This is a genomic window from Pseudomonas sp. NY15372 (assembly GCF_048068215.1).
GTDB lineage: Bacteria > Pseudomonadota > Gammaproteobacteria > Pseudomonadales > Pseudomonadaceae > Aquipseudomonas > Aquipseudomonas guariconensis_A.
In genome coordinates, this window is record NZ_JBLUPY010000010.1 from 16,009 (window position 1) to 36,306 (window position 20,298).

19 protein-coding genes are annotated in these 20,298 nt (G+C 64.2%); 15 read left to right on the plus strand and 4 right to left on the minus strand.

Annotated elements, in window-relative coordinates; all coding sequences use genetic code 11:
- The first annotated feature begins 50 nt into the window (after positions 1-50).
- The 4 genes from clpX to ACNFG0_RS10325 all read left to right on the plus strand — a co-directional run bounded on the left by clpX (position 51) and on the right by ACNFG0_RS10325 (position 6,369).
- On the plus strand, positions 51-1,334 hold the full coding sequence (gene clpX, locus ACNFG0_RS10310) for an ATP-dependent Clp protease ATP-binding subunit ClpX (RefSeq protein ID WP_043213487.1): 1,284 nt from the start codon (positions 51-53) through the stop codon (positions 1,332-1,334).
- Positions 1,335-1,489: 155 nt separating this feature from the next.
- Positions 1,490-3,886, plus strand: coding sequence for an endopeptidase La (lon, locus tag ACNFG0_RS10315; protein ID WP_196146594.1), 2,397 nt, complete (start codon positions 1,490-1,492; stop codon positions 3,884-3,886).
- A 154-nt stretch (positions 3,887-4,040) separates the two neighbouring features.
- A complete protein-coding gene (gene hupB / locus ACNFG0_RS10320) occupies positions 4,041-4,313 on the plus strand; it encodes a nucleoid-associated protein HU-beta (RefSeq protein ID WP_011533117.1) in 273 nt (90 codons plus the stop codon).
- Positions 4,314-4,497: 184 nt separating this feature from the next.
- A complete protein-coding gene (locus ACNFG0_RS10325; protein ID WP_196155067.1) occupies positions 4,498-6,369 on the plus strand; it encodes a SurA N-terminal domain-containing protein in 1,872 nt (623 codons plus the stop codon).
- A 378-nt stretch (positions 6,370-6,747) separates the two neighbouring features.
- Here ACNFG0_RS10325 and ACNFG0_RS10330 read toward each other — a convergent pair whose 3' ends face one another.
- Positions 6,748-7,788 (minus strand): patatin-like phospholipase family protein, encoded by a 1,041-nt coding sequence (locus ACNFG0_RS10330; protein ID WP_196155068.1) that lies wholly within the window; start codon positions 7,786-7,788, stop codon positions 6,748-6,750.
- Positions 7,789-7,950: 162 nt separating this feature from the next.
- Here ACNFG0_RS10330 and ACNFG0_RS10335 point away from each other — a divergent pair, with 162 nt between their 5' ends.
- Both ACNFG0_RS10335 and ACNFG0_RS10340 read left to right on the plus strand, forming a co-directional pair.
- Complete coding sequence (locus tag ACNFG0_RS10335) at positions 7,951-8,229, plus strand: hypothetical protein (protein WP_084854798.1); 279 nt, start codon at positions 7,951-7,953, stop codon at positions 8,227-8,229.
- 14 nt (positions 8,230-8,243) lie between these two features.
- Positions 8,244-9,011 carry a CHAD domain-containing protein gene (locus tag ACNFG0_RS10340; RefSeq protein ID WP_416764704.1) on the plus strand — a complete coding sequence of 256 codons (768 nt, stop codon included), beginning with the start codon at positions 8,244-8,246 and terminating at the stop codon, positions 9,009-9,011.
- A 5-nt stretch (positions 9,012-9,016) separates the two neighbouring features.
- Here the strand turns inward: ACNFG0_RS10340 and ACNFG0_RS10345 are convergent, their stop codons facing one another.
- From ACNFG0_RS10345 to ACNFG0_RS10355, 3 genes are all read right to left on the minus strand, one after another.
- Entirely contained in the window at positions 9,017-9,385 is a 369-nt protein-coding gene (locus ACNFG0_RS10345) for an Mpo1-like protein (RefSeq protein ID WP_416764706.1), read from the minus strand.
- A gap of 76 nt (positions 9,386-9,461) precedes the next feature.
- Positions 9,462-10,940 carry a methyl-accepting chemotaxis protein gene (locus ACNFG0_RS10350; protein ID WP_416764708.1) on the minus strand — a complete coding sequence of 493 codons (1,479 nt, stop codon included), beginning with the start codon at positions 10,938-10,940 and terminating at the stop codon, positions 9,462-9,464.
- Positions 10,941-11,044: 104 nt separating this feature from the next.
- Positions 11,045-11,842, minus strand: coding sequence for a TatD family hydrolase (locus tag ACNFG0_RS10355; protein WP_416764710.1), 798 nt, complete (start codon positions 11,840-11,842; stop codon positions 11,045-11,047).
- A 155-nt stretch (positions 11,843-11,997) separates the two neighbouring features.
- On the opposite strand from ACNFG0_RS10355, the gene ACNFG0_RS10360 reads away from it, so the two are divergent.
- From ACNFG0_RS10360 to kdpA, 9 genes are all read left to right on the plus strand, one after another.
- Positions 11,998-13,404 (plus strand): transglycosylase SLT domain-containing protein, encoded by a 1,407-nt coding sequence (locus tag ACNFG0_RS10360; RefSeq protein ID WP_416764712.1) that lies wholly within the window; start codon positions 11,998-12,000, stop codon positions 13,402-13,404.
- A 183-nt stretch (positions 13,405-13,587) separates the two neighbouring features.
- A complete protein-coding gene (locus ACNFG0_RS10365; protein ID WP_196146586.1) occupies positions 13,588-13,896 on the plus strand; it encodes a hypothetical protein in 309 nt (102 codons plus the stop codon).
- Positions 13,897-13,982: 86 nt separating this feature from the next.
- Positions 13,983-14,456 carry a transcription elongation factor GreB gene (gene greB / locus ACNFG0_RS10370; RefSeq protein ID WP_416764714.1) on the plus strand — a complete coding sequence of 158 codons (474 nt, stop codon included), beginning with the start codon at positions 13,983-13,985 and terminating at the stop codon, positions 14,454-14,456.
- Between the two features lie 151 nt (positions 14,457-14,607).
- Complete coding sequence (locus tag ACNFG0_RS10375) at positions 14,608-15,396, plus strand: alpha/beta fold hydrolase (RefSeq protein WP_416764716.1); 789 nt, start codon at positions 14,608-14,610, stop codon at positions 15,394-15,396.
- Positions 15,393-16,247, plus strand: a complete 855-nt coding sequence (locus ACNFG0_RS10380) for an alpha/beta hydrolase (RefSeq protein ID WP_196146583.1) — start codon at positions 15,393-15,395, stop codon at positions 16,245-16,247. Before ACNFG0_RS10375 ends, ACNFG0_RS10380 begins: the two co-directional genes overlap by 4 nt.
- Before the next feature lie 109 nt (positions 16,248-16,356).
- On the plus strand, positions 16,357-17,139 hold the full coding sequence (locus ACNFG0_RS10385) for a DUF4892 domain-containing protein (protein WP_196146582.1): 783 nt from the start codon (positions 16,357-16,359) through the stop codon (positions 17,137-17,139).
- Between the two features lie 12 nt (positions 17,140-17,151).
- The gene (locus tag ACNFG0_RS10390) at positions 17,152-18,213 is read left to right on the plus strand and encodes an AI-2E family transporter (RefSeq protein ID WP_196146581.1); all 1,062 of its coding nucleotides are present in this window, start codon (positions 17,152-17,154) and stop codon (positions 18,211-18,213) included.
- 282 nt (positions 18,214-18,495) lie between these two features.
- The gene (gene kdpF / locus ACNFG0_RS10395) at positions 18,496-18,585 is read left to right on the plus strand and encodes a K(+)-transporting ATPase subunit F (protein ID WP_196146580.1); all 90 of its coding nucleotides are present in this window, start codon (positions 18,496-18,498) and stop codon (positions 18,583-18,585) included.
- Between the two features lie 9 nt (positions 18,586-18,594).
- Positions 18,595-20,289: a potassium-transporting ATPase subunit KdpA gene (gene kdpA / locus ACNFG0_RS10400; RefSeq protein WP_416764720.1), complete on the plus strand. Its 1,695-nt coding sequence runs from the start codon at positions 18,595-18,597 to the stop codon at positions 20,287-20,289.
- Positions 20,290-20,298: the final 9 nt, after the last annotated feature.

Consider the following 20,298-nt stretch of genomic DNA (forward strand, 5'->3'; position numbering starts at 1 on the left):
CGCAATTGCCTTCATCTTGTGTTTCATGCCTACCGGATTGGATCGATCGAATGACTGACACCCGTAACGGCGAGGACAGCGGCAAATTGCTCTATTGCTCCTTCTGCGGCAAAAGCCAGCACGAAGTGCGCAAATTGATTGCCGGGCCCTCGGTATTTATCTGCGACGAGTGCGTCGACCTGTGCAACGACATCATCCGTGAGGAGGTGCAGGAAGCTCAGGCCGAAAGCAACGCGCACAAATTGCCATCGCCGAAAGAAATCAGCGGCATCCTGGACCAGTACGTCATTGGCCAGGAGCGCGCGAAGAAGGTGCTGTCCGTAGCGGTGTACAACCACTACAAGCGCCTGAACCAGCGTGACAAGAAGGGCGACGAAGTCGAACTCGGCAAGAGCAACATCCTGCTGATCGGGCCTACCGGCTCGGGCAAGACCTTGCTCGCCGAAACCTTGGCACGCCTGTTGAACGTACCGTTCACCATTGCCGACGCCACCACCCTGACCGAAGCCGGTTATGTGGGTGAGGACGTCGAGAACATCATTCAGAAACTGCTGCAAAAGTGCGACTACGACGTGGAAAAGGCCCAGATGGGCATTGTCTACATCGACGAGATCGACAAGATCTCGCGCAAGTCGGACAACCCATCCATCACCCGTGACGTCTCGGGCGAGGGTGTGCAGCAGGCGCTGTTGAAGCTGATCGAGGGCACCGTGGCCTCCGTACCGCCGCAGGGCGGGCGTAAGCACCCGCAACAGGAATTCCTGCAGGTCGATACCCGCAATATCCTGTTCATTTGCGGTGGTGCATTCTCGGGCCTGGAAAAGGTCATCCAGAATCGCTCCACCAAGGGTGGCATCGGTTTTGGCGCCGAAGTGCGCAGCAAGCAGGAAGGCAAGAAAGTCGGCGAGTCCCTGCGTGAGGTCGAGCCGGACGATCTGGTCAAGTTCGGGCTGATTCCGGAATTCGTCGGCCGTCTGCCGGTGCTGGCGACCCTCGACGAGCTGGACGAGGCGGCGCTGATGCAGATCCTCACCGAGCCGAAGAACGCCTTGACCAAGCAGTATGCCAAGCTGTTCGAGATGGAAGACGTGGACCTGGAGTTCCGCAGCGACGCGCTCAAGGCCGTTGCACGCAAGGCTCTGGAGCGCAAGACCGGCGCCCGTGGCCTGCGTTCGATCCTCGAGGGTGTGTTGCTCGACACCATGTACGAGATCCCTTCGCAGAAGGATGTCAGCAAGGTGGTGATCGACGAGAGCGTCATCGATGGCACGTCGCAGCCGCTGCTGATCTACGAAAACAGCGAGCCGCAAGCCAAGGCCGCACCCGACGCCTGAGTCGGCTAAGCCAAGCGCGCAAGAAAGGGGCCTACGGGCCCCTTTCTGCTTTTCCGATCTCAGCGCTTGTATTTTTGCAGACCTGCCCCCACATTAGGTCCAAGCATCATTTCCACCGGTTTCCGGCCATTAAGGGCCGCTGTAGAGGCGAAATCATGAAGACCACCCTCGACTTGCCTCTCTTGCCATTGCGCGATGTCGTTGTCTATCCGCACATGGTCATCCCACTGTTCGTGGGGCGCGAGAAGTCCATCGAAGCCCTCGAGGCCGCGATGACGGGCGAAAAGCAGATTCTGCTGCTGGCCCAGAAGAATCCTGCCGATGACGATCCAGGCGAAGACGCCCTGTACCGCGTCGGTACCATCGCCACCGTCCTGCAATTGCTCAAGCTTCCCGATGGTACCGTCAAGGTGTTGGTCGAGGGCGAGCAGCGCGGTGCGGTAGAGCGTTTTACCGAAACCCAAGGGCACGTCCGTGCCGAAGTGTCCCTGATCGATGAAGCGGAAGCTGCCGAGCGCGAGTCGGAAGTCTTCGTGCGCACGTTGCTGTCGCAATTCGAGCAGTATGTCCAGCTGGGCAAGAAGGTCCCGGCTGAAGTCCTGTCCTCGCTCAATAGCATCGAGGAGCCGGGGCGCCTGGTCGATACCATGGCGGCCCACATGGCGCTGAAGATCGAGCAGAAACAGGAGATCCTCGAGATCGTCGACCTGCCGACCCGGGTCGAGCACGTTCTGGCGCTGCTGGACGCCGAGATCGACTTGCTGCAGGTCGAGAAGCGTATCCGTGGCCGGGTCAAGAAGCAGATGGAGCGCAGCCAGCGCGAGTACTACCTGAACGAGCAGATGAAGGCCATTCAGAAAGAACTCGGCGATGGCGACGAAGGCCACAACGAAGTCGAGGAGCTGAAAAAGCGCATCGAAGCCGCCGGCCTGCCCAAGGACGCCCTGGCCAAGGCCCAGGCCGAGCTGAACAAGCTCAAGCAGATGTCGCCGATGTCCGCCGAGGCGACCGTGGTGCGCTCCTACCTGGACTGGCTCGTACAGGTGCCGTGGAAGGCCCAGAGCAAGGTACGCCTGGACCTGGCCAAGGCCGAGGAAATCCTCGATGCCGACCACTATGGCCTGGAAGAGGTCAAGGAACGCATCCTGGAGTACCTTGCCGTACAGAAGCGCGTGAAGAAGATCCGCGGCCCGGTGCTGTGCCTGGTCGGCCCGCCTGGGGTGGGCAAGACCTCCCTGGCCGAATCCATCGCTGCCGCCACCAACCGCAAGTTCGTGCGCATGGCCCTCGGTGGTGTGCGTGACGAGGCGGAGATCCGCGGTCACCGCCGTACCTACATCGGCTCCATGCCGGGCCGGCTGATCCAGAAGATGACCAAGGTGGGCGTGCGCAACCCGCTGTTCCTGCTCGACGAAATCGACAAGATGGGCAGCGACATGCGTGGCGACCCGGCCTCGGCATTGCTGGAGGTGCTCGACCCCGAGCAGAACCACAACTTCAACGACCATTACCTGGAGGTCGACTACGACCTTTCGGACGTGATGTTCCTGTGCACCTCGAACTCGATGAACATCCCGCCGGCGCTGCTTGACCGTATGGAAGTCATCCGCCTGCCGGGCTACACCGAGGACGAGAAGATCAACATCGCGGTCAAGTACCTCACGCCCAAGCAGGTCAAGGCCAACGGCCTGAAGAAGGGCGAGCTGGAGATCGACGTCACCGCGATCCGCGATATCATCCGTTACTACACCCGCGAAGCCGGCGTGCGTGGCCTGGAGCGCCAGATCGCCAAGGTCTGCCGCAAGGTGGTCAAGGAACACACCGGCGAGAAGCAGCTCAAGGTCAAGGTCACCGGCGAACAGCTCGAGCATCTGCTCGGCGTGCGCAAGTTCCGCTACGGCCTGGCCGAGCAGCAGGACCAGATCGGCCAGGTCACCGGCCTTGCCTGGACCCAGGTAGGCGGCGAACTGCTGACCATCGAAGCGGTGGTCATCCCCGGCAAGGGCCAGCTGATCAAGACCGGCTCCCTGGGCGACGTCATGGTCGAGTCGATCACCGCCGCGCAGACCGTGGTCCGCAGCCGTGCCCGCAGCCTGGGTATCGCCGCCGATTTCCACGAGAAGCATGACGTGCACATCCACATGCCCGAGGGCGCCACGCCCAAGGACGGCCCGAGCGCGGGCATCGGCATGTGCACCGCGCTGGTCTCGGCCCTGACCCAGATCCCGGTACGCGCCGACGTGGCCATGACCGGTGAAATCACCCTGCGTGGCCAGGTATTGGCCATCGGCGGCCTCAAGGAAAAACTCCTGGCGGCGCATCGGGGCGGGATCAAGACGGTGATCATTCCCGAGGAGAATGTTCGCGATCTGAAGGAGATTCCTGAAAATATCAAACAGGATCTTCAGATCAAACCGGTCAAATGGATTGACGAAGTCCTGCAAATTGCGCTGCAATACGCCCCGGAGCCCTTGCCAGATGTGGCTCCGGAGATTGTCGCGAAAGATGAAAAGCGCGACGGCGATGCTAAGGAAAGAATCAGCACGCACTAGTACGTATTTCGCTGGGGGGGCTTTCCTTGACAGTTTTTTCGGGGCCTTGCTATAAAACGGCACGCCAGTGTCAATAGGCCGCCCAGTGCTCGTTTCATAAGCTTTTCATTACATACTTAGAAACAAACTCAATAGAGATATAAGGGGACTTAGAGTGAACAAGTCGGAACTGATTGACGCTATCGCCGCATCCGCTGACATTCCGAAAGCTGTAGCTGGCCGTGCGCTGGACGCAGTCATCGAATCCGTCACCGGCGCCCTGAAGCAAGGTGACGATGTTGTACTGGTTGGCTTCGGTACCTTCTCGGTCAAGGAGCGCGCCGAGCGCACTGGCCGCAACCCACAAACCGGCAAGGCGATCAAGATCGCTGCCGCCAAGGTTCCAGGTTTCAAGGCTGGCAAGGGCCTGAAAGACGCCGTCAACTAAGTCGTCTCTTTCAGCCGGGCTTGGCCATGCCAGGCCCGACCGCGTGACGGCGGGGCCGCAAACGTTCCCGTTGGCACGCTCGCTTTGAAAAGGCGCATCCCACAGGATGCGCCTTTCTTCTATCAGGACTCTACCCACGCTCCACGGTTGTCGACGCAGTGGTACAACCGTTTCTGGGGGACGCATGCTGCAGAATATCAGGGACAATTCACAAGGTTGGATTGCCAAGACCATCATCGGCCTTATCGTTGTGCTGATGGCGCTGACCGGCTTCGAGGCCATCTTCCAGGCCACCAGCCATAGCCAGGACGCTGCCAAGGTGAACGACGAGACCATCAGCCAGAACGAGCTGAGCCAGGCCGTCGACTTGCAGCGCCGTCAGCTGATGCAACAGCTGGGCAAGGATTTCGACCCCGCGCTGCTGGACGAAAAAATGCTGCGCGAAGCCGCGCTCAAAGGGCTGATCGAGCGCAAGCTGCTGTTGCAGGGCGCCAAGGATGCCAAGTTCTCCTTCTCCGAAGCCGCGCTGGATCAAATGATCCTGCAGATGCCGGAGTTCCAGGTTGACGGCAAGTTCAGCGCCGAACGCTTCGACTCGGTCATCCGCCAGCTGGGCTATGGCCGGATGCAGTTCCGCGAGATGCTGACCGAGGAAATGCTCATCAGCCAGCTGCGCACAGGCCTGGCCGGTAGCAGCTTCGTCACCGACAAGCAGGTCGAGGCCTTTGCCCGACTGGAGAAGCAGACCCGTGACTTCGCCTCGCTGACCTTCAAGGCCGACCCGGCCGCAGTCAAGGTGAGCGACGAGGAGGTCAAGGCGCACTACGACCAGCACGCCAAGGAATTCATGACGCCAGACCAGGTGGTCATCGATTACATCGAGCTGAAAAAGTCGGCCTTCTTCGACCAGGTCGAGGTCAACGAGGACGAGCTCAAGGCCCTGTACGAGAAGGAAGTCGCCAACCTGGCCGAGCAGCGCCATGCCGCGCACATCCTGATCGAAGTCAACGACAAAGTTTCCGATGCCCAGGCCAAGGCCCGCATCGAGGAGATCCAGCAACGCCTGGCCAAGGGCGAGGATTTCGCCGCCCTGGCCAAGGAGTTCTCCCAGGACCCAGGTTCGGCCAACAATGGCGGTGACCTTGGCTTCGCAGGCCCCGGCGTCTATGACCCGGCCTTCGAGCAGGCGCTGTACAAGCTGAACCAGGACCAGGTATCGGCGCCGGTGCGCACCGAGTTCGGTTACCACCTGATCAAGCTGCTGGGTGTCCAGGCGCCGGAAGTGCCGACCTTCGCCAGCCTGAAGGACAAGCTGACCCGCGAACTGAAGACCCAGCAGGTCGAACAGCGCTTCGTGGAAGTGACCAAGCAGCTCGAGGATGCCGCTTTCGAAGCCTCCGACCTGGCCCAGCCGGCCCAGGACCTGGGCCTGAAGGTGCAGACCTCGGCAGCGTTCGGTCGCGAGGGCGGCGAAGGCATCACCGCCAACCGTTCGGTGGTCCAGGCAGCGTTCAGCGAAGAAGTGCTGGACGAAGGCGCCAACAGCAACGCCATCGAGCTGGACCCGGAAACCGTGGTCGTGCTGCGGGTCAAGGAGCACCGCAAGCCGTCGCAGCTGCCGTTGGAGGCCGTGGCCAAGAACATCCACGACCACCTGGCCAAGGAAAAGGCGATCGCCGAACTCAAGGCCAAGGCCGACAAGCTGATCGCTGGCCTGCGTGATGGCTCGGTCGCCGCTGATGCGGCCCATGAGGGCCAGGCGTGGAAGGTTCAGGAAGCGGTCACCCGCGGCCAGGACGGTATCGACCCAGCCGAACTGCAGGCAGTGTTCCGTCTGGCCAAGCCCGAGTCCAAGGACAAGCCGGTATACGGCAGCGTGGTCCTGGGCGATGGCAGCTTGGTGGTCCTGCAGCTCAAGGGGGTCAACGAAGGTGCTGCGGCCACCGACGAGGAGAAGACGCAAATCCGTCGCTACCTCGCCTCCCGTGCCGGCCAGCAGGACTTCGCCGCCTATCGCAAGCAGCTGGAAGCCAACGCCGACGTCACTCGCTACTGAGTGCCCGCCCCGTAACGAAACAGGCCGCTTATGCGGCCTGTTTCGTTTCGAGCTTCGCTTGAACTTGCAAGAGATATCCCAGCCCGCCGGACCGCGCTGTCGCGCAGAGAACAAGCGGCTAGCGCCGCCCCCCTGTGGGAGCGCGGCTTGTCCCGTGATTAAAGGCGAAGCCCTTGCCAGGCGACGGTGATATCCGGCCCGGCCCAATCGCGGGACAAGCCCGCTCCCACAAGGCTCGCAAAATCAAATAGTCATGCGTTGTTCTATGAGAGCGGGCTTGCCCCGCGATCACGGGCGCAGCCTGTGCCATGCATCGCGATGGCGCGCCGGCCAATCGCGGGACGTACGCGTGGCAGTGCAGGGTGAACACCCAGGCACCTAACGCCGCTCGCCTTCATAGTTATCCAGCGTATCCCGCGCGATCTCCCGCCCCAGCGCGATCAGCTCCGGCGCCTTGTAGAACTCGAAGAAGCGGCACACCCGCTTGGGCACGTTGATCAGCACATCCGGCGGATAGCCGGCGATCTTGTACTGGGCCAGGGACGTCTGCATCACCTCGAAGCTCTGGTTGATCAGGTCGAGTAACGAGGCCGGCCCGACGTTGTCGATGATGAACGAACCGGTGGCCGACCTGGGCGCGCCCCCGCGTTCCGGCGCAGCCGCAGGCTGCTGGCTTTCCGGGTCTGCCGACTCCCCGAGCCAAGGGTTATGGGCAGCCAGGCCTTCGGAGACGATTTCCTGCTCGATGCGTATCAGCTGTTCGGCCGGCTTGCGTCGAAAGGGCATGCGCGAGCCAAGCGAACTGATCAAGGAATCGAAACGCATCTTGAACGCCGCCGGGCGTTCGATCACCGGCAACTGGTACTGCTTCTGGTTGGTAGCGTTGAGGTTCACCGCGATGATCAGGTCGCAGTGGCTGGAAACCACCGGAACGATCGGCAGTGGGTTGAGAATGCCGCCATCGACCAGCATCCGGTTACCCTGCATCACCGGCGTGAACAGGCTGGGAATCGCTGCCGAGGCGCGCATGGCCTGGTGCAGGCAGCCTTCCTGGAACCAGATTTCCTGTTGGTTGGTGAGGTCCGCCGCCACGGCTGTGTAGGGAATGGACAATTGCTCGATGTTCACCTCGCCGACGATCTTGCGAATCTGGCCGAACACCTTGTCGCCACGGATCGCGCCGAGACGAAAGCTCACATCCACCAGGCGCAGCACGTCCAGGTAGTCCAGGCTTTCGATCCAGCCGCGGTATTCGTCCAGCTTGCCGGCTGCATAGATGCCGCCGATCACCGCCCCCATCGAGCAGCCGGCGATACAGGCGATTTCGTAGCCTCGTCGTTCGATCTCCTCGATCACGCCGATGTGCGCGTACCCCCGGGCACCGCCGGATCCCAGTACCAATGCCACGCGTTTGCTCATGATCGTCCCCCTCACTGCTGTGCAACCATGGTCCAACAATGCACCCATTGCTGCCTATGCTTCAATGTAGACCGCGCTGGGCTACGCTGAGCAGGGCACTTTTCGCTTGCCTGAGCGTCGAACGGCCACTCAATTCGTTTGTTCAATTTCGAGGTATTACCGATGAAAGCATGGATCTGCCTTCCCCTCCTGGCCCTGGCCCTGGCTGGCTGCGCAGGCAAGACGGCTTATCGTGACAGCTGTGCGAACCAGCTCGATGCCGCCTGGAAGGAACTGGACCTTGCCAAGGCCGAAGGCTTTGCCGGCACCGTCAGCTATTCCAAGGCCCTGTCGCTGCTGACCGGCGCCAAGACCCAGCAACAGTTCGAAGCGTTCGAAGGCTGCTCGCGCAAGGCCGAGAAGGCGCGCTTCTACATCCGTGAATCCCGCGCGGGGCGTTGATGCTGGAGTGACCTATGGCTTCCATGCTCGATCATGTCATTGCCCAGGTGCTGGCCGTTCAGGTGCGTCTGCTGGCGTGTCGTGAACGGTTGGCTGCAGATGTCGACAGCGAAGCGCTGCACGATTTGCGTATCAGCCTGAGGCGCCTGCGCAGCCTGCTGCGGCCCTTGCGCGGGCTGCCGGGTGTGGAACAGCTGGAGGACGCGGCGAAAGCCTTGGGCACCTTGACCACGCCCCTGCGTGATCGCGAGGTGCTGGCAGCGCACCTGATCGGGCAGGGCCATAAACAGGTCGGGCGCCAACGCCTGCAGGGCAGGGCCAAGACCTTTGCCAGCGTGGCCGCCAGCCGCCAGCTCACCCGGGTGCTGGCCATCATCGACAACTTCCCGTTGTTCCTGCGGGTGAGTGCCCGGGAAGGCCTGGTGGACGATCTGGGCAAACGCATCGACAAGCGCCTGCGCAAGCAATGGCGCAAATTGGAAAAGGCCCTGGCCGACCCTGCCCACGATCGTCATCGCCTGCGCCTGCTGATCAAGCGGGCGCGCTACGGCGACGAGGCCTATCCGCAATTGAGGCATGCCGGCAAGAAACTGCAGCGGTTGCTCAAGCGGGCCCAGGGCGACCTGGGCGACTGGCACGACCGCGTCCAGTGGTTGCTGTTGGTGCGCGAGCACGCCGACCTGGCGCCGTTCAAGGCGGCTTGGGAGTGCGAACTGCACGAGGCCGAGGGCAAGGCCGATATCACCCTGCAAGCCCTGCAGGCGGCCCTGGCGCGTCGTTAGCTGCCTCAACGGCGGTGCTTGTGGCGCTCGCGCCAGGCACGCCACCAGGCGCCACTGAAGACGAAGCGCGCAAAGGTGATGAACTGCTCGGTCAGAAGACGCTGCACGGCATCCTTGCGGTTGGCGAACGGCTCCGGTTGTTCGGCTTCCAGGCGGTGCCCCTGACGCTGCAGACCCAGGCCCGCGGCCAGGGCGATCATGCCGACGGCAATCTGGCTCAGGTCGAGGCCGAACAGGCCCGAGAGCACCAACAGCGCGCCCAAGATGAACAACGGCACGGCGATCAGGTGCAGCACCAGGTTGGTCGGGTGACGGTGATTATGGTGGTAGCCACGCCATTGCCAGGCGGGCAGGTTGGGCAGTCGTTTGCTCATGGGCATTTCCTCGTCGGTCATGCCCAAAGCTTAGTGCGGCCCCCTGGCGAGGGCCAATCGAGGCGGGTTATCGACTCTATAGCTTGAGCTGGCCGATGGCCTTGTTCAGCTGCGCGGCCAGGGTCGCCAGTTCGCTGCTGGTGGTGGCCGAGCCGACCGTCTGCTGGACGGTCTGTTCGGTGACATCGCGGATGCTCACCACCGCCCGGTTCATCTCCTCGGCAACCTGGCTCTGCTGTTGCGCGGCCACGGCGATCTGGGTGTTGCTCTCGCGCATCTGCGCCACCGCGCTGGTGATCTCGAGCAGCGCTTCGCCGGCCTCCTGGGCTTGCTTGACGCAGTCATCGGCCTTGTATGAGCTCTCCTGCATGAACTCCACCGCATCCCGGGTACCGGCCTGCAGCGCCGAGACCATGGCGGTGATTTCATCCGTGGAGCTTTGCACGCGCCTGGCCAGGTTGCGCACTTCGTCCGCCACCACCGCGAAGCCGCGGCCCAGGTCGCCGGCCCTGGCGGCCTCGATGGCTGCGTTCAACGCCAGCAGGTTGGTCTGCTCGGCGATGCTGTGGATCACCCCGACCACGCCATTGATGCGCTGGCTGTCCTCGGCCAGCTGGCGAATCATCTCGGCGGTCTGCTGAACCCCGCCGGACAACCCGGCGATCGAGCCCTGTACCCGGCTGACCACGGCCTGGCCGCTGCCGGCCAGGGCGTCGGCGCTCTGGGACAGGTCGCGGGTGGCACCGGCATGCTGGGCGATATGGTGCACGGTGGCGGACATTTCATTGATCGCCGTGGCCGCTTGGTCGGTTTCGCTTTGCTGGCCGATCATGCCGTGGCGTACTTCGTCCATGCTCGCGGCCAGGCGTGCGGCGCCGGCGTCCAGTTGCGCCGCGGTGTGCGCCACGGTGCTGACGATGCGGTGGTAGGTGGTTTGCATGGCATTGAAGGCGCCCGCCATCTGGCCGACTTCATCGCCGCAGGACAGCGGCACACGGGCGGCCAGGTCGCCGGTCTTCTCCACGTGGAGCATCACGTCCTTGAGGGTATTTAGCTGGCTGAGCAGAAAGCGGATCAGCAACTGCGAGGCACAAAGCATCGCCAGCATCAGGATCAGCACGCAGACGGCATAGCGGCTGAAGCGCTCGAGGAACACCTGGCGCAGGCTCGGCGCGTGAGCCAGTACGGCGACTTGCTGGTCGCCATGGCGTACGACCTGGGCGCCGAGCAGTGGGGTGTCGCCCAGGATCCTGGCGTGGGGCAGCGCGACCCAGCCCTGGGCGTTGGCCAAGGCCTCGCGCGGCTGTTCGGCGATGACCGGCACCTGCCCGGCCTGCCAGGCCACCAGGTTGGGCTGCGATGGCAGGGCTTGCCCGGACGGCCAGGCGCCGATCAGCTCGGCCTGGGCGGCCGCCGTGTCGCGGGCTCCTTCGGCACGCGCCTGCTGTTCCAGGTGCACGGCGTAGAGCACCAGCAGCAAGGTGGTGATGAAGGCCACCGCGTTGACGGCCCAGAACTTGTATTTCAGGGAGATATTGCTAAGCCAGGCACCCATGGACAGGTCTTCTCTGAGTTGAGCGGAAACAACATTGGCAAGGTGCCATCATTGTGCCTGCTCACCCCAGAGCATGACTTGATATGCGTCAACAAAGGCTGGGCCTACGCCAGCTGGAAGAACGCCTGCGCCGTGGCGGTGGTATGGGCTGCCGTGTCTTCAGGGCGTTCGCCCCGGTGCAGTGCCACTTCGCGCAATACCTCGGGCAGGAAGGCCGGCTCGTTGCGCCCGTTCTTGGGTTTCGGCCGCAGGCTGCGCGGTAGCAGGTAGGGCGCGTCGCTTTCCAGCATCAGGCGGCCTTTGGGGATGTTGCCGACCAACGGATGCAGGTGGGTGCCGCGGCGCTCGTCACAGATCCAGCCGGTGAGGCCGATGTGCAGGTCGAGGTCCAGGTAGGCGAACAAGGCCTCGCGCTCGCCGGTGAAACAGTGAACCACGGCGGCGGGCAGGTGGTCGCGGTAATCCTTCAGGATCGCCAGCAGCCGTTCGCTGGCGTCGCGCTCGTGGAGGAACGCCGGCAGCTGCAGTTCGGCGGCCAGGGCCAGCTGCGCGTGCAGGGCTTTTTCCTGGAGCGGGCGAGGGGAGAAGTCGCGGTTGAAATCCAGGCCACACTCGCCAACGGCGCGCACGCGCGGCTGCGCCAGGAGCTGGCGCAAGTGGCCCTCGCTGGCGACGTCCCAATGGCTGGCATCGTGTGGGTGGACGCCTGCGGTGGTGAACAGGTGGCGGCTTTCGGGGTCCAGCTGCAAGGCCAGTTCCAGGGCCTGTTCGCTGACACCCAGGCTGGTGCCGGTGAGGACCATCTGTATCACGCCGGCCTGCACGGCGCGTTCGACGATGGCGGCCTGCTGGTCATGGAAGCTGCTGTTGGTCAGGTTGACGCCGATATCGATCAGTTGCATGGTGCTCACTCGTGCCGCGGGTCGGCCAGCATAGCAAAAATCGGGAATTTCCAATAAATCCCAGAACTTCAAGCGGTTGTCGTGGTCTTTTGGCGTCATTTGTCATGGGTGGATGCGCCATGACGCCAGCCCACCGCCCATGGACAGGTTCTCGCATGCTGCGATCGCTGCTGATTTTTCTGCTGATCTTCGGCCTGACCCTGGCCGGGCCGGCCAATGCCCGTTTGCCTGGCCCGCAGCAGCACGTGCCGGCCAGCCAGGTGCGGGACCTGGCGCAGATCCGCAGCAGCAAGGTGCTCAGGGTGCTGGTGAACCAGAGCCGCAACAGCTCGGGCGAGGTCAAGGGCGAGCCGGTGGGCGTCGAGTATCACCGTCTACGAGGCCTGGAACACTACCTCAATGCTCGCGCCCGGGACGGCCAGGAAATCCGCCTCAAGCTCATCCCACGGGCCAAGGAGCAGTTGCTCGCCGCCCTGCAGCGGGGCGAGGGCGACCTGGCGGCGCCGGGCGAACTGCTGGACCCGTCGCTGGTGCGCGGTGTCAGCGGCAGCGCGCCGGTGCGCGACCAGGTGCAACTGATGCTGGTCGGGCGCAAGGGCGAGCGCAGTTTCAGCCGCGTCGAGCAGTTATCCGGGCGTACCGTCGCCCTGACCAGCGCCAGTGCCGCTGGCGCTGTGATCGAACAGCTCAACCAGCAGTTGGCCTTGCGCAAGCGCGCCGCGATCAAGGTGGAATGGGTGGACCCGAGCCTTGCCGTGGAGGATGTGCTGGAAATGGTCCAGGCTGGCATCTACCACCTGACCGTGGTGGAGCGCCCGATCGCCCAGCGCTGGGCGCGGGTGATGCCGCGCCTGCGCCTGGACAGCCGGGTCAACCTGGGTCAGCCCCGGGCGATGCGCTGGTACGTCAGGCGCGATGCCAACATGCTGCTGGCCACCGTGGACCGCTTCCTCCAGGGCTATCGCGCGCCGGCGAACCAGGACGCGGCCTTCGAGCGCATCTACCGGCGCCAGTACCGGGTGCACGACCCGTTGGCACGCAAGAACCGCAAGCGCCTGGAGTCGGTGCGTGCGGTTTTGCAGAAGCATGGCGCGGCGCAGCAGATCGACTGGCTCAACCTGGCGGCGCTGGCCTTCAAGGAGTCGACGCTCAATCCCACGGCGCGGGGCAGCGGTGGCGCCCATGGGCTGATGCAGATCACTCCATCGGCGGCCCGTCGCGTGGGGGTGAGCAATACGGCGACCGTTGATGGCAATGTCCAGGCCGGTGCCCGCTACCTGGCGCTGATCCGACGCAAGTTCTTCGCCAGCCCCCAGCTCAACGAGCGCGAGCGCATGGCATTCGTGCTGGCGGCCTACAACCTCGGGCCGGAGCGGGTCCAGGCCATGCGGGCCGAAGCACGGCGCCGTGGGCTCAACGGCAACCAGTGGTTCTTCCAGACCGAGCGCATCGCCATGGAACAGGTGGGCATGGGGCCGGTCAATTTCGTCAACAGCGTCAACAAGTACTTCCTGGCGTTCAATCGCCAGCGGCAATCGTTGGAGCGTGTGGCCAAGCGCTGAATCCTTCACAGGTGGCTTGTAAGTTGCAGCTCGAGCCTCTAGCATACCGTCTGCGCCGATTTAAACAGCTACTTGCGGGGCGCGGGAGAAGCCCCACGGGGTCATCCGAAATACCGCTAAAGCGCTGGTTCGGTGACGCCTCCCACCGCTGCCCAGCGGGATTCGCGAGGCAGAGATATCTCCATGAGTTGTCCACGTACCAGTGTCTGCTTGAGCCCATTGCCTGCCAACCAGGCTTCCCGTACACCGCGCATCCTGCTCGGCGGCCAGCATCAACCCACGCTTTTACGTAACCTTGATGGCCTGTCACGGCGCAAGGGCCAGGCGCGTGCGTTCCTGGTCCAGTTCGCCGAAACCTGCGACGGCCTGGCCGAATTCGCCAATGACCGTTTCGATCTGGCGGTTATCCAGGCGCCTCTGGCCGACGAGGCCGCCGACGTGATCGGCCAGCTCACCCGCATCGCCCGCCAGGGCTTGATCACCCGCCGTTGAGGCGCGTGTGGCGCCTGGCGTTTTTCGTTAAGCTCGGTGTCTCGGCAGGTTCGCGCCTGCCGGGGATGCACTGAGGAGAATACGGCTTGAGCACCAACATCATCACCATCGAAGGTCACGAGGCCCTGAAGAAGGAGCTCGACCACCTGTGGCGGGTCTATCGCCCCGAGATCACGCAAAAGGTCACCTGGGCGGCGTCCTTGGGCGATCGTAGCGAGAATGCCGACTACCAGTACAACAAGAAGCTGCTGCGCGAGATCGACCGCCGGGTTCGCTACCTGCGCAAGCGCTTGGAAGACGTCAAGGTCGTTGCTTATTCACCCGAGCAGGAAGGCAAGGTGTTCTTCGGGGCGTGGGTGGAGATCGAGAACGACGACGGCGAGGTGTTGACGTTCCGCATCGTCGGTTATGACGAGATCCATGGCCGCAACGACTACATCTCGATCGACTCGCCCATGGCCCGGGCGCTGCTGAAGAAGGAAGAGGGCGACGAGGTGGTGGTGAACACGCCTACCGGCGAGGTCACCTGGTATGTCAATCGTATTCACTATGGCCAGTAGTGGCGCTGGATCCGGAAAGCTCCACAGGCATGAATGCCATAAAGGCCTGAAGATGGCCTGATCGCCCTCTTGGATGACTTTTCCAAACGTTGCCGCCCCAGCGCCCCTTGCCGAAAATGAACCTTCATTTTCCACGCAGGCCCCGGCCGCCATGTCGCAGCAGATCTTCTTCGCCCACGCCAACGGCTTCCCCTCGGCCACCTATGGCAAGTTGTTCGCTGCCCTGGCGCCGGACTACCAGGTCCGGCACCTGGCCCAGCATGCCCATGACCCGCGCTTTCCGGTGAACGACAACTGGCAGAACCTGGTCGATGAACTGCTGCACCATCTTGCCCGGCAGGGCCAGCCGGTGTGGGGCGTCGGCCATTCCCTGGGTGGCGTGCTGCACCTGCATGCGGCCTTGCGTTGCCCACAGTACTACCGTGGTGTGGTGATGCTCGACTCCCCGGTGCTGACCCGTGCCGACCAGTGGCTGATCCGCGCGGCCAAGCGTTTCGGCTTCATCGACCGCATCACCCCCGCCGGGCGCACCTTGGGGCGGCGCGAAGCCTTCCCTGACCGCGACAGCGCACGGGCCTACTTCGCCAGCAAGACCTTGTTCCGCCATTTCGACCCCGAATGCCTGGAGGCCTACCTCGAGCATGGCCTGCGGTCGGCCGGGGAGGGCTTGCGCCTTTGCTTCGACCCGGACACCGAAATCCGTATCTACCGCAGCATTCCCCATGTCAGCCCGGCGCCCGCGCGCCAGTTGCAGGTGCCGTTGGCCATGGTGCGGGGCGATCGCAGCGGGGTGGTCCGCCGGCACCATGCCCTGGCCGTGCGCAATATGCCCAAGGGTGAATACCACAGCATTTCGGGCGGGCACATGTTCCCGCTGGAGCGCCCGGGCGATACCGCCAGGCTGCTCAAGGGCCTGTTCGACCGCTGGAGCCGCCCATGAACACGCAAGTCGAGGAGGTCCGCCTCGCCCTAGGCCACATCGAGCTGGCGGCGCACCTGTTCGGCCCGGCCGATGGCCTGCCGGTGATCGCGCTGCATGGTTGGCTGGACAACGCCAACAGCTTCATCCGCCTGGCGCCGCGCTTGAAAGGCCTGCGCATCGTCGCCCTGGACCTGGCCGGGCATGGGTATTCCGAACACCGTCCCCCGGGCGCCGGCTATGCCTTGGCCGACTACGCCCATGACGTGCTGCGGGTGGCCGAGCAGTTGGGCTGGCAGCGCTTTGCTCTGCTCGGGCATTCCCTGGGGGCGATCATTTCGGTGCAGTTGGCCGGTGCCTTGCCAGACCGCATCAGCCACCTGGCACTGATCGACGGCGTGGTGCCGCCCACCGGGCGCGAGCAGGACGCTGCCGAGCGCCTGGGCATGGCCCTGCAGGCGCAACTGCGCCTGGACGGCAAGCGCAAGTCGGTGTATGCGACCCTGGAGGAGGGCGTGCAGGCACGCATGAAAGGTATGGTCGCGGTCAGCCGCGAAGCCGCCGAGCTGCTCGCCCAGCGCGGCCTGATGCCGGTACCGGGTGGCTACAGCTGGCGCAGCGACAGCCGCCTGACCCTGCCATCACCGGTGCGCCTGAACGAGGCCCAGGCCATGGCCTTCGTGCAGCGCGTCGCGTGCCCGGCCTGCCTGGTGATCGCCGCCGACGGCATGCTCGCCCGCCACACGGCCTTGCTGGAGCAGCTACCCTTCGAGACGGTCACCTTGCCCGGTGGCCATCACCTGCACTTGAACGACGACCAAGGCGCAACCCTTGTTGCAGACTGTTTCAATCGCTTCTTCGGCTTTTCTTGACTTGCACCGGACAAGTGTCGAGGCTTGGCGGGTTGAACAGGGAGACAACCATGCACATGCCAGACATCCTGGAGAGTTTCACCGTCGCCCCGGGCGTGAAGGGTGGCCGATGAGCGCACGTATTCTTATCGCCGCATGCCTGGGCCTGGCCAGCCCGTTATCGTGGGCCGGCAGCCTGCCGGTGCCGGTGGACGCCAAGGTGGTCGATCAGCGCCCGGCCGTGGAGCAGGAACGGGTCTACCCCATGGGCCCACTGCGCAAGATCAGCGGCCGGTTGCGGGTCGAGGAGAAAGTCGAAAGCCGCGGGCAGGTGAGTTCCGTCACCTACGAGCTGCCCGTGGAGCGCACTGCCCGTGAAGCCTTCACCAGCGCCCGCGAAGCCTTGCAGCGCGATGGCGGCTATCCGCTGTTCTGGTGCCAAGGCCGCGATTGCGGCGAAGCCAGCCTGTGGGCCAACGAGGTGTTCGCCAATGCGCGGCTCAACGGCGGCGACGAGCAGCAAGCGTTCATCCTCCTGCGCCGTTCTGCCGACGAAGCCGACACCCTGGTGTCGCTCTACAGCGTCACCCGTGGCAATCGCCGTGCGTACCTGCATGTCGAGGAGTTCGTCTCCGCCACCCCTCTGGGCGAGCTGCTGCCGACCCCGGCCACGGTGCTGCGCGAGCTGCGCGACACCGGCAAGCTGGACTACCCTGATCTGGCCACGCCGCAACCGGCCTGGGTGGCTTTGCTCGGGCGCAGCCTGAACCTGGACAGCACCTTGCGCGCCAGCCTCAGCGGAGCCCAGGCCGAAGCCTGGCGCGAGCAGCTGGTGCAGGCCGGAGTACGCGCCGCGCGCCTGGAAGTGGGGGCTGCAGCCACCGATGGCCTGCACCTGGAATTGATCCGTTGAGCGAGAGCCATGATGGCCAACAATGACCGGCTGTTGATCCAGATCCTCCTCCTGGCCTTGCTCGGCGCTGGCCTGTGGGTCATGGCTCCGTTCATCTCGGCGTTGCTGTGGGGGGCGATCCTGGCCTTCGCCAGCTGGCCATTGATGCGCCTGCTCACGCGTGCCCTGGGCGGGCGGGAAACCCTCGCTGCAGGCCTGCTCACTGCCGTGTGGATTCTGCTGGTGGCCTTGCCCTTGGTGTGGCTGGGCTTCAACCTGGCCGACCATATCCGCGACGCCACGGCTTTCGTGCGTGACGTGCAGGTCGATGGCCTGCCCGATGCGCCGGCCTGGCTGGGCAACATACCCTTCGTGGGGGAGCGCCTGGTTGCCTGGTGGGCCTCCCTGGACCAGCAGGGCGCCGCGCTGATGGCGTCGATCAAGCCGTATCTGGGGCAGGTGGGCAACTGGTTGCTGGCGCGCAGCGCGCAGATCGGCAGCGGCGTGCTCGAGCTGACCCTGAGCCTGGTGTTCGTGTTCTTCTTCTACCGCGACGGGCCGCGCCTGGCAGCCTTCGTCCTGCGCCTGCTGCAGCGGTTGATGGGCGAGCGCGCCGAGTACTATCTGGACCTGGTGGCCGGCACTGTGCAGCGTGTGGTCAACGGCGTGATCGGCACCGCCGCCGCCCAGGGCCTGCTGGCCATGATCGGTTTCCTGATCGCCGGCGTTCCGGGCGCCATCGTGCTGGGGCTGGTCACCTTCATGCTCAGCCTGATCCCCATGGGGCCGCCGTTGGCCTGGATACCTGCCACCGGCTGGCTGGTGTGGAAGGGCGAGTATGGCATGGCGGTGTTCCTTGGCCTGTGGGGCACCTTCATCATCAGTGGCGTGGACAACGTGCTCAAACCCTACCTGATCAGCCGTGGCGGCAACCTGCCGCTGGTGATCGTGCTGCTCGGGGTGTTCGGCGGGTTGATCGCCTTTGGCTTCATCGGCCTGTTCATCGGCCCGACGTTGTTGGCAGTGGGCTACAGCCTGCTGCTGGACTGGAGCCGCAACGCCGGGGCGCAAACGCCGCAGCCCCCACAGGCGTAGCCGTCACGATCACCCAACGCCTTTCCCTGTAGGAGCGGCCTTGCGCCGCGAAAGGGCCGCGCAGCGGTCCTAGGATTTCGATGAGAACGCCATGATAGCCGGGGCCGCCTTGCGGCCCTTTCGCGGCACAAGGCCGCTCCTACAGGTGAGGGTAGGGGATTCAGAGGCCTGATCTTTACGCATTCTTTATCCCCTGGGCGCCCCCTCGGCCTCGTCCCTTTACGCTCCACCCTCCGACAATCTTCCTGACGCGGCAGGCGCCGTAAAAAGGGAGACAAGCGCATGAACATGCTCGAAGGGGTGTCACTGCTTTTGGCAGTGGCGTTGGCGGTCTATCTGCTGGTGGCGCTGCTGCGCGCCGATCGCGGCTAGGGAGCGGCCATGCACAGTTACGACTACGTCTTGCTGGCGGCTTTCTTCGCCATCGTGCTGTTGCCGGCACCTTGGCTTGGGCGCTTCTGCTTCAGGGTGATGGAAGGCCGGCGTACCTGGCTGTCACCGATACGCGGGCCGGTAGAGCAAGGCTGCTACCGCCTGGCCGGCGTGCGCGCCGAGCAGGAACAGGGCTGGAAGCAGTACACCCTGGCGCTGCTGGCGTTCAACTTGGCGGGCTTCGTGAGCCTGTTCGCGGTGTTGTTGCTGCAAGGCCACCTGCCGCTCAACCCGCAACACCTTCCAGGCCAGGAATGGTCGCTGGCGTTCAACACCGCGGTCAGCTTCATGACCAACACCAACTGGCAGGCGTACAGCGGCGAGGCCTCGGTCAGCTACCTGAGCCAAATGATCGGCCTGACCGTGCAGAACTTCGTCAGTGCCGCCACCGGCTTGGCCGTGCTGGTGGCCTTGTGCCGTGGCATCGCCCGGCGTTCAGCCGCCACCCTGGGCAACTTCTGGGTGGACCTGACCCGCGCCACCCTCTACGTGCTGCTACCGCTGTGCCTGATGCTGGCACTGCTGCTGGTATGGCAGGGGGTGCCGCAGACCTTCGCCGACTACGCCCATGCCCTGACCCTGCAAGGCAACGACCAGACCATCCCCTTGGGCCCGGTCGCCAGCCAGGTCGCCATCAAGCAACTGGGCACCAACGGCGGCGGCTTCTTCGGCGTCAATTCGGCCCACCCGTTCGAAAACCCGACGGCCTGGAGCAACCTGTTCGAAGTGGCGTCGATCATCCTCATTCCAGCCGCGCTGGTGTTCACCTTCGGCCATTACGTCAAGGACCTGCGCCAGAGCCGCGCTATCCTCGCCTGCATGCTCGCTCTGTTCCTGATCGGCGGCGCCGTGGCGCTCTGGTCCGAGCAACAGCCCAACCCGGCCCTGCAAGGCGCCCAGGTGCAACAAGCGGCACCGCTGGAGGGCAAGGAGAGCCGTTTCGGCACCACTGCCTCGGTGTTGTGGACGGTCACCACCACGGCCGCCTCCAACGGTTCGGTCAATGCCATGCATGACAGCCTCAACCCCCTCACCGGCATGGTTGCCATGGTCAATATGATGGTGGGCGAAGTCATCTTCGGCGGCGTGGGGGCCGGCTTGTACGGCATGCTGCTGTTCGTGCTGGTCGCCGTGTTCCTGGCGGGGCTGATGATCGGACGCACGCCGGAGTATCTGGGCAAGAAACTCCAGGCGCGGGAGGTGCAGTTGCTGGTGGCGACCTTGCTGGTGATGCCGGTCGGAGTACTGGTGCTCGGTGCCGTCACCGCCAGCCTGCCGGGGCCTGCCAGCGCGGTGACCAATCCGGGCGCCCATGGCTTCAGCCAGCTGCTCTATGCGTACACCTCGGGCGCGGCCAACAACGGCTCGGCGTTCGCCGGCTTCGGTGCCAACACGCCATACCACAACCTGATGATCGGCTTGGCCATGCTCATTGGCCGCTTCGGCTACATCCTGCCGGTGCTGGCCCTGGCCGGCAGCTTGGCGGCGAAGCAACGCGCACCCCAGGGGCTGAACAGTTTCCCCACCCACGGCCCCCTGTTCACCGTCCTGCTGCTGGTGACCATCCTGCTGGTCGGTGGCCTGACCTTCCTGCCAACCCTGGCCCTGGGGCCGGTCGCCGAATACCTGAGCCTGGGTTTCTGAGGAATCCTC

Bases quoted from the DNA above. Each gene is read 5' to 3' on its own strand.
- clpX (WP_043213487.1), top strand. From the start codon at position 51: ATGACTGACACCCGTAACGGCGAGGACAGCGGCAAATTGCTCTATTGC.
- lon (WP_196146594.1), top strand. From the start codon at position 1,490: ATGAAGACCACCCTCGACTTGCCTCTCTTGCCATTGCGCGATGTCGTT.
- ACNFG0_RS10325 (WP_196155067.1), top strand. From the start codon at position 4,498: ATGCTGCAGAATATCAGGGACAATTCACAAGGTTGGATTGCCAAGACC.
- ACNFG0_RS10330 (WP_196155068.1), bottom strand. From the start codon at position 7,788: ATGAGCAAACGCGTGGCATTGGTACTGGGATCCGGCGGTGCCCGGGGG.
- ACNFG0_RS10335 (WP_084854798.1), top strand. From the start codon at position 7,951: ATGAAAGCATGGATCTGCCTTCCCCTCCTGGCCCTGGCCCTGGCTGGC.
- ACNFG0_RS10340 (WP_416764704.1), top strand. From the start codon at position 8,244: ATGGCTTCCATGCTCGATCATGTCATTGCCCAGGTGCTGGCCGTTCAG.
- ACNFG0_RS10345 (WP_416764706.1), bottom strand. From the start codon at position 9,385: ATGAGCAAACGACTGCCCAACCTGCCCGCCTGGCAATGGCGTGGCTAC.
- ACNFG0_RS10350 (WP_416764708.1), bottom strand. From the start codon at position 10,940: ATGGGTGCCTGGCTTAGCAATATCTCCCTGAAATACAAGTTCTGGGCC.
- ACNFG0_RS10355 (WP_416764710.1), bottom strand. From the start codon at position 11,842: ATGCAACTGATCGATATCGGCGTCAACCTGACCAACAGCAGCTTCCAT.
- ACNFG0_RS10360 (WP_416764712.1), top strand. From the start codon at position 11,998: ATGCTGCGATCGCTGCTGATTTTTCTGCTGATCTTCGGCCTGACCCTG.
- ACNFG0_RS10365 (WP_196146586.1), top strand. From the start codon at position 13,588: ATGAGTTGTCCACGTACCAGTGTCTGCTTGAGCCCATTGCCTGCCAAC.
- ACNFG0_RS10375 (WP_416764716.1), top strand. From the start codon at position 14,608: ATGTCGCAGCAGATCTTCTTCGCCCACGCCAACGGCTTCCCCTCGGCC.
- ACNFG0_RS10380 (WP_196146583.1), top strand. From the start codon at position 15,393: ATGAACACGCAAGTCGAGGAGGTCCGCCTCGCCCTAGGCCACATCGAG.
- ACNFG0_RS10385 (WP_196146582.1), top strand. From the start codon at position 16,357: ATGAGCGCACGTATTCTTATCGCCGCATGCCTGGGCCTGGCCAGCCCG.
- ACNFG0_RS10390 (WP_196146581.1), top strand. From the start codon at position 17,152: ATGGCCAACAATGACCGGCTGTTGATCCAGATCCTCCTCCTGGCCTTG.
- kdpF (WP_196146580.1), top strand. From the start codon at position 18,496: ATGAACATGCTCGAAGGGGTGTCACTGCTTTTGGCAGTGGCGTTGGCG.
- kdpA (WP_416764720.1), top strand. From the start codon at position 18,595: ATGCACAGTTACGACTACGTCTTGCTGGCGGCTTTCTTCGCCATCGTG.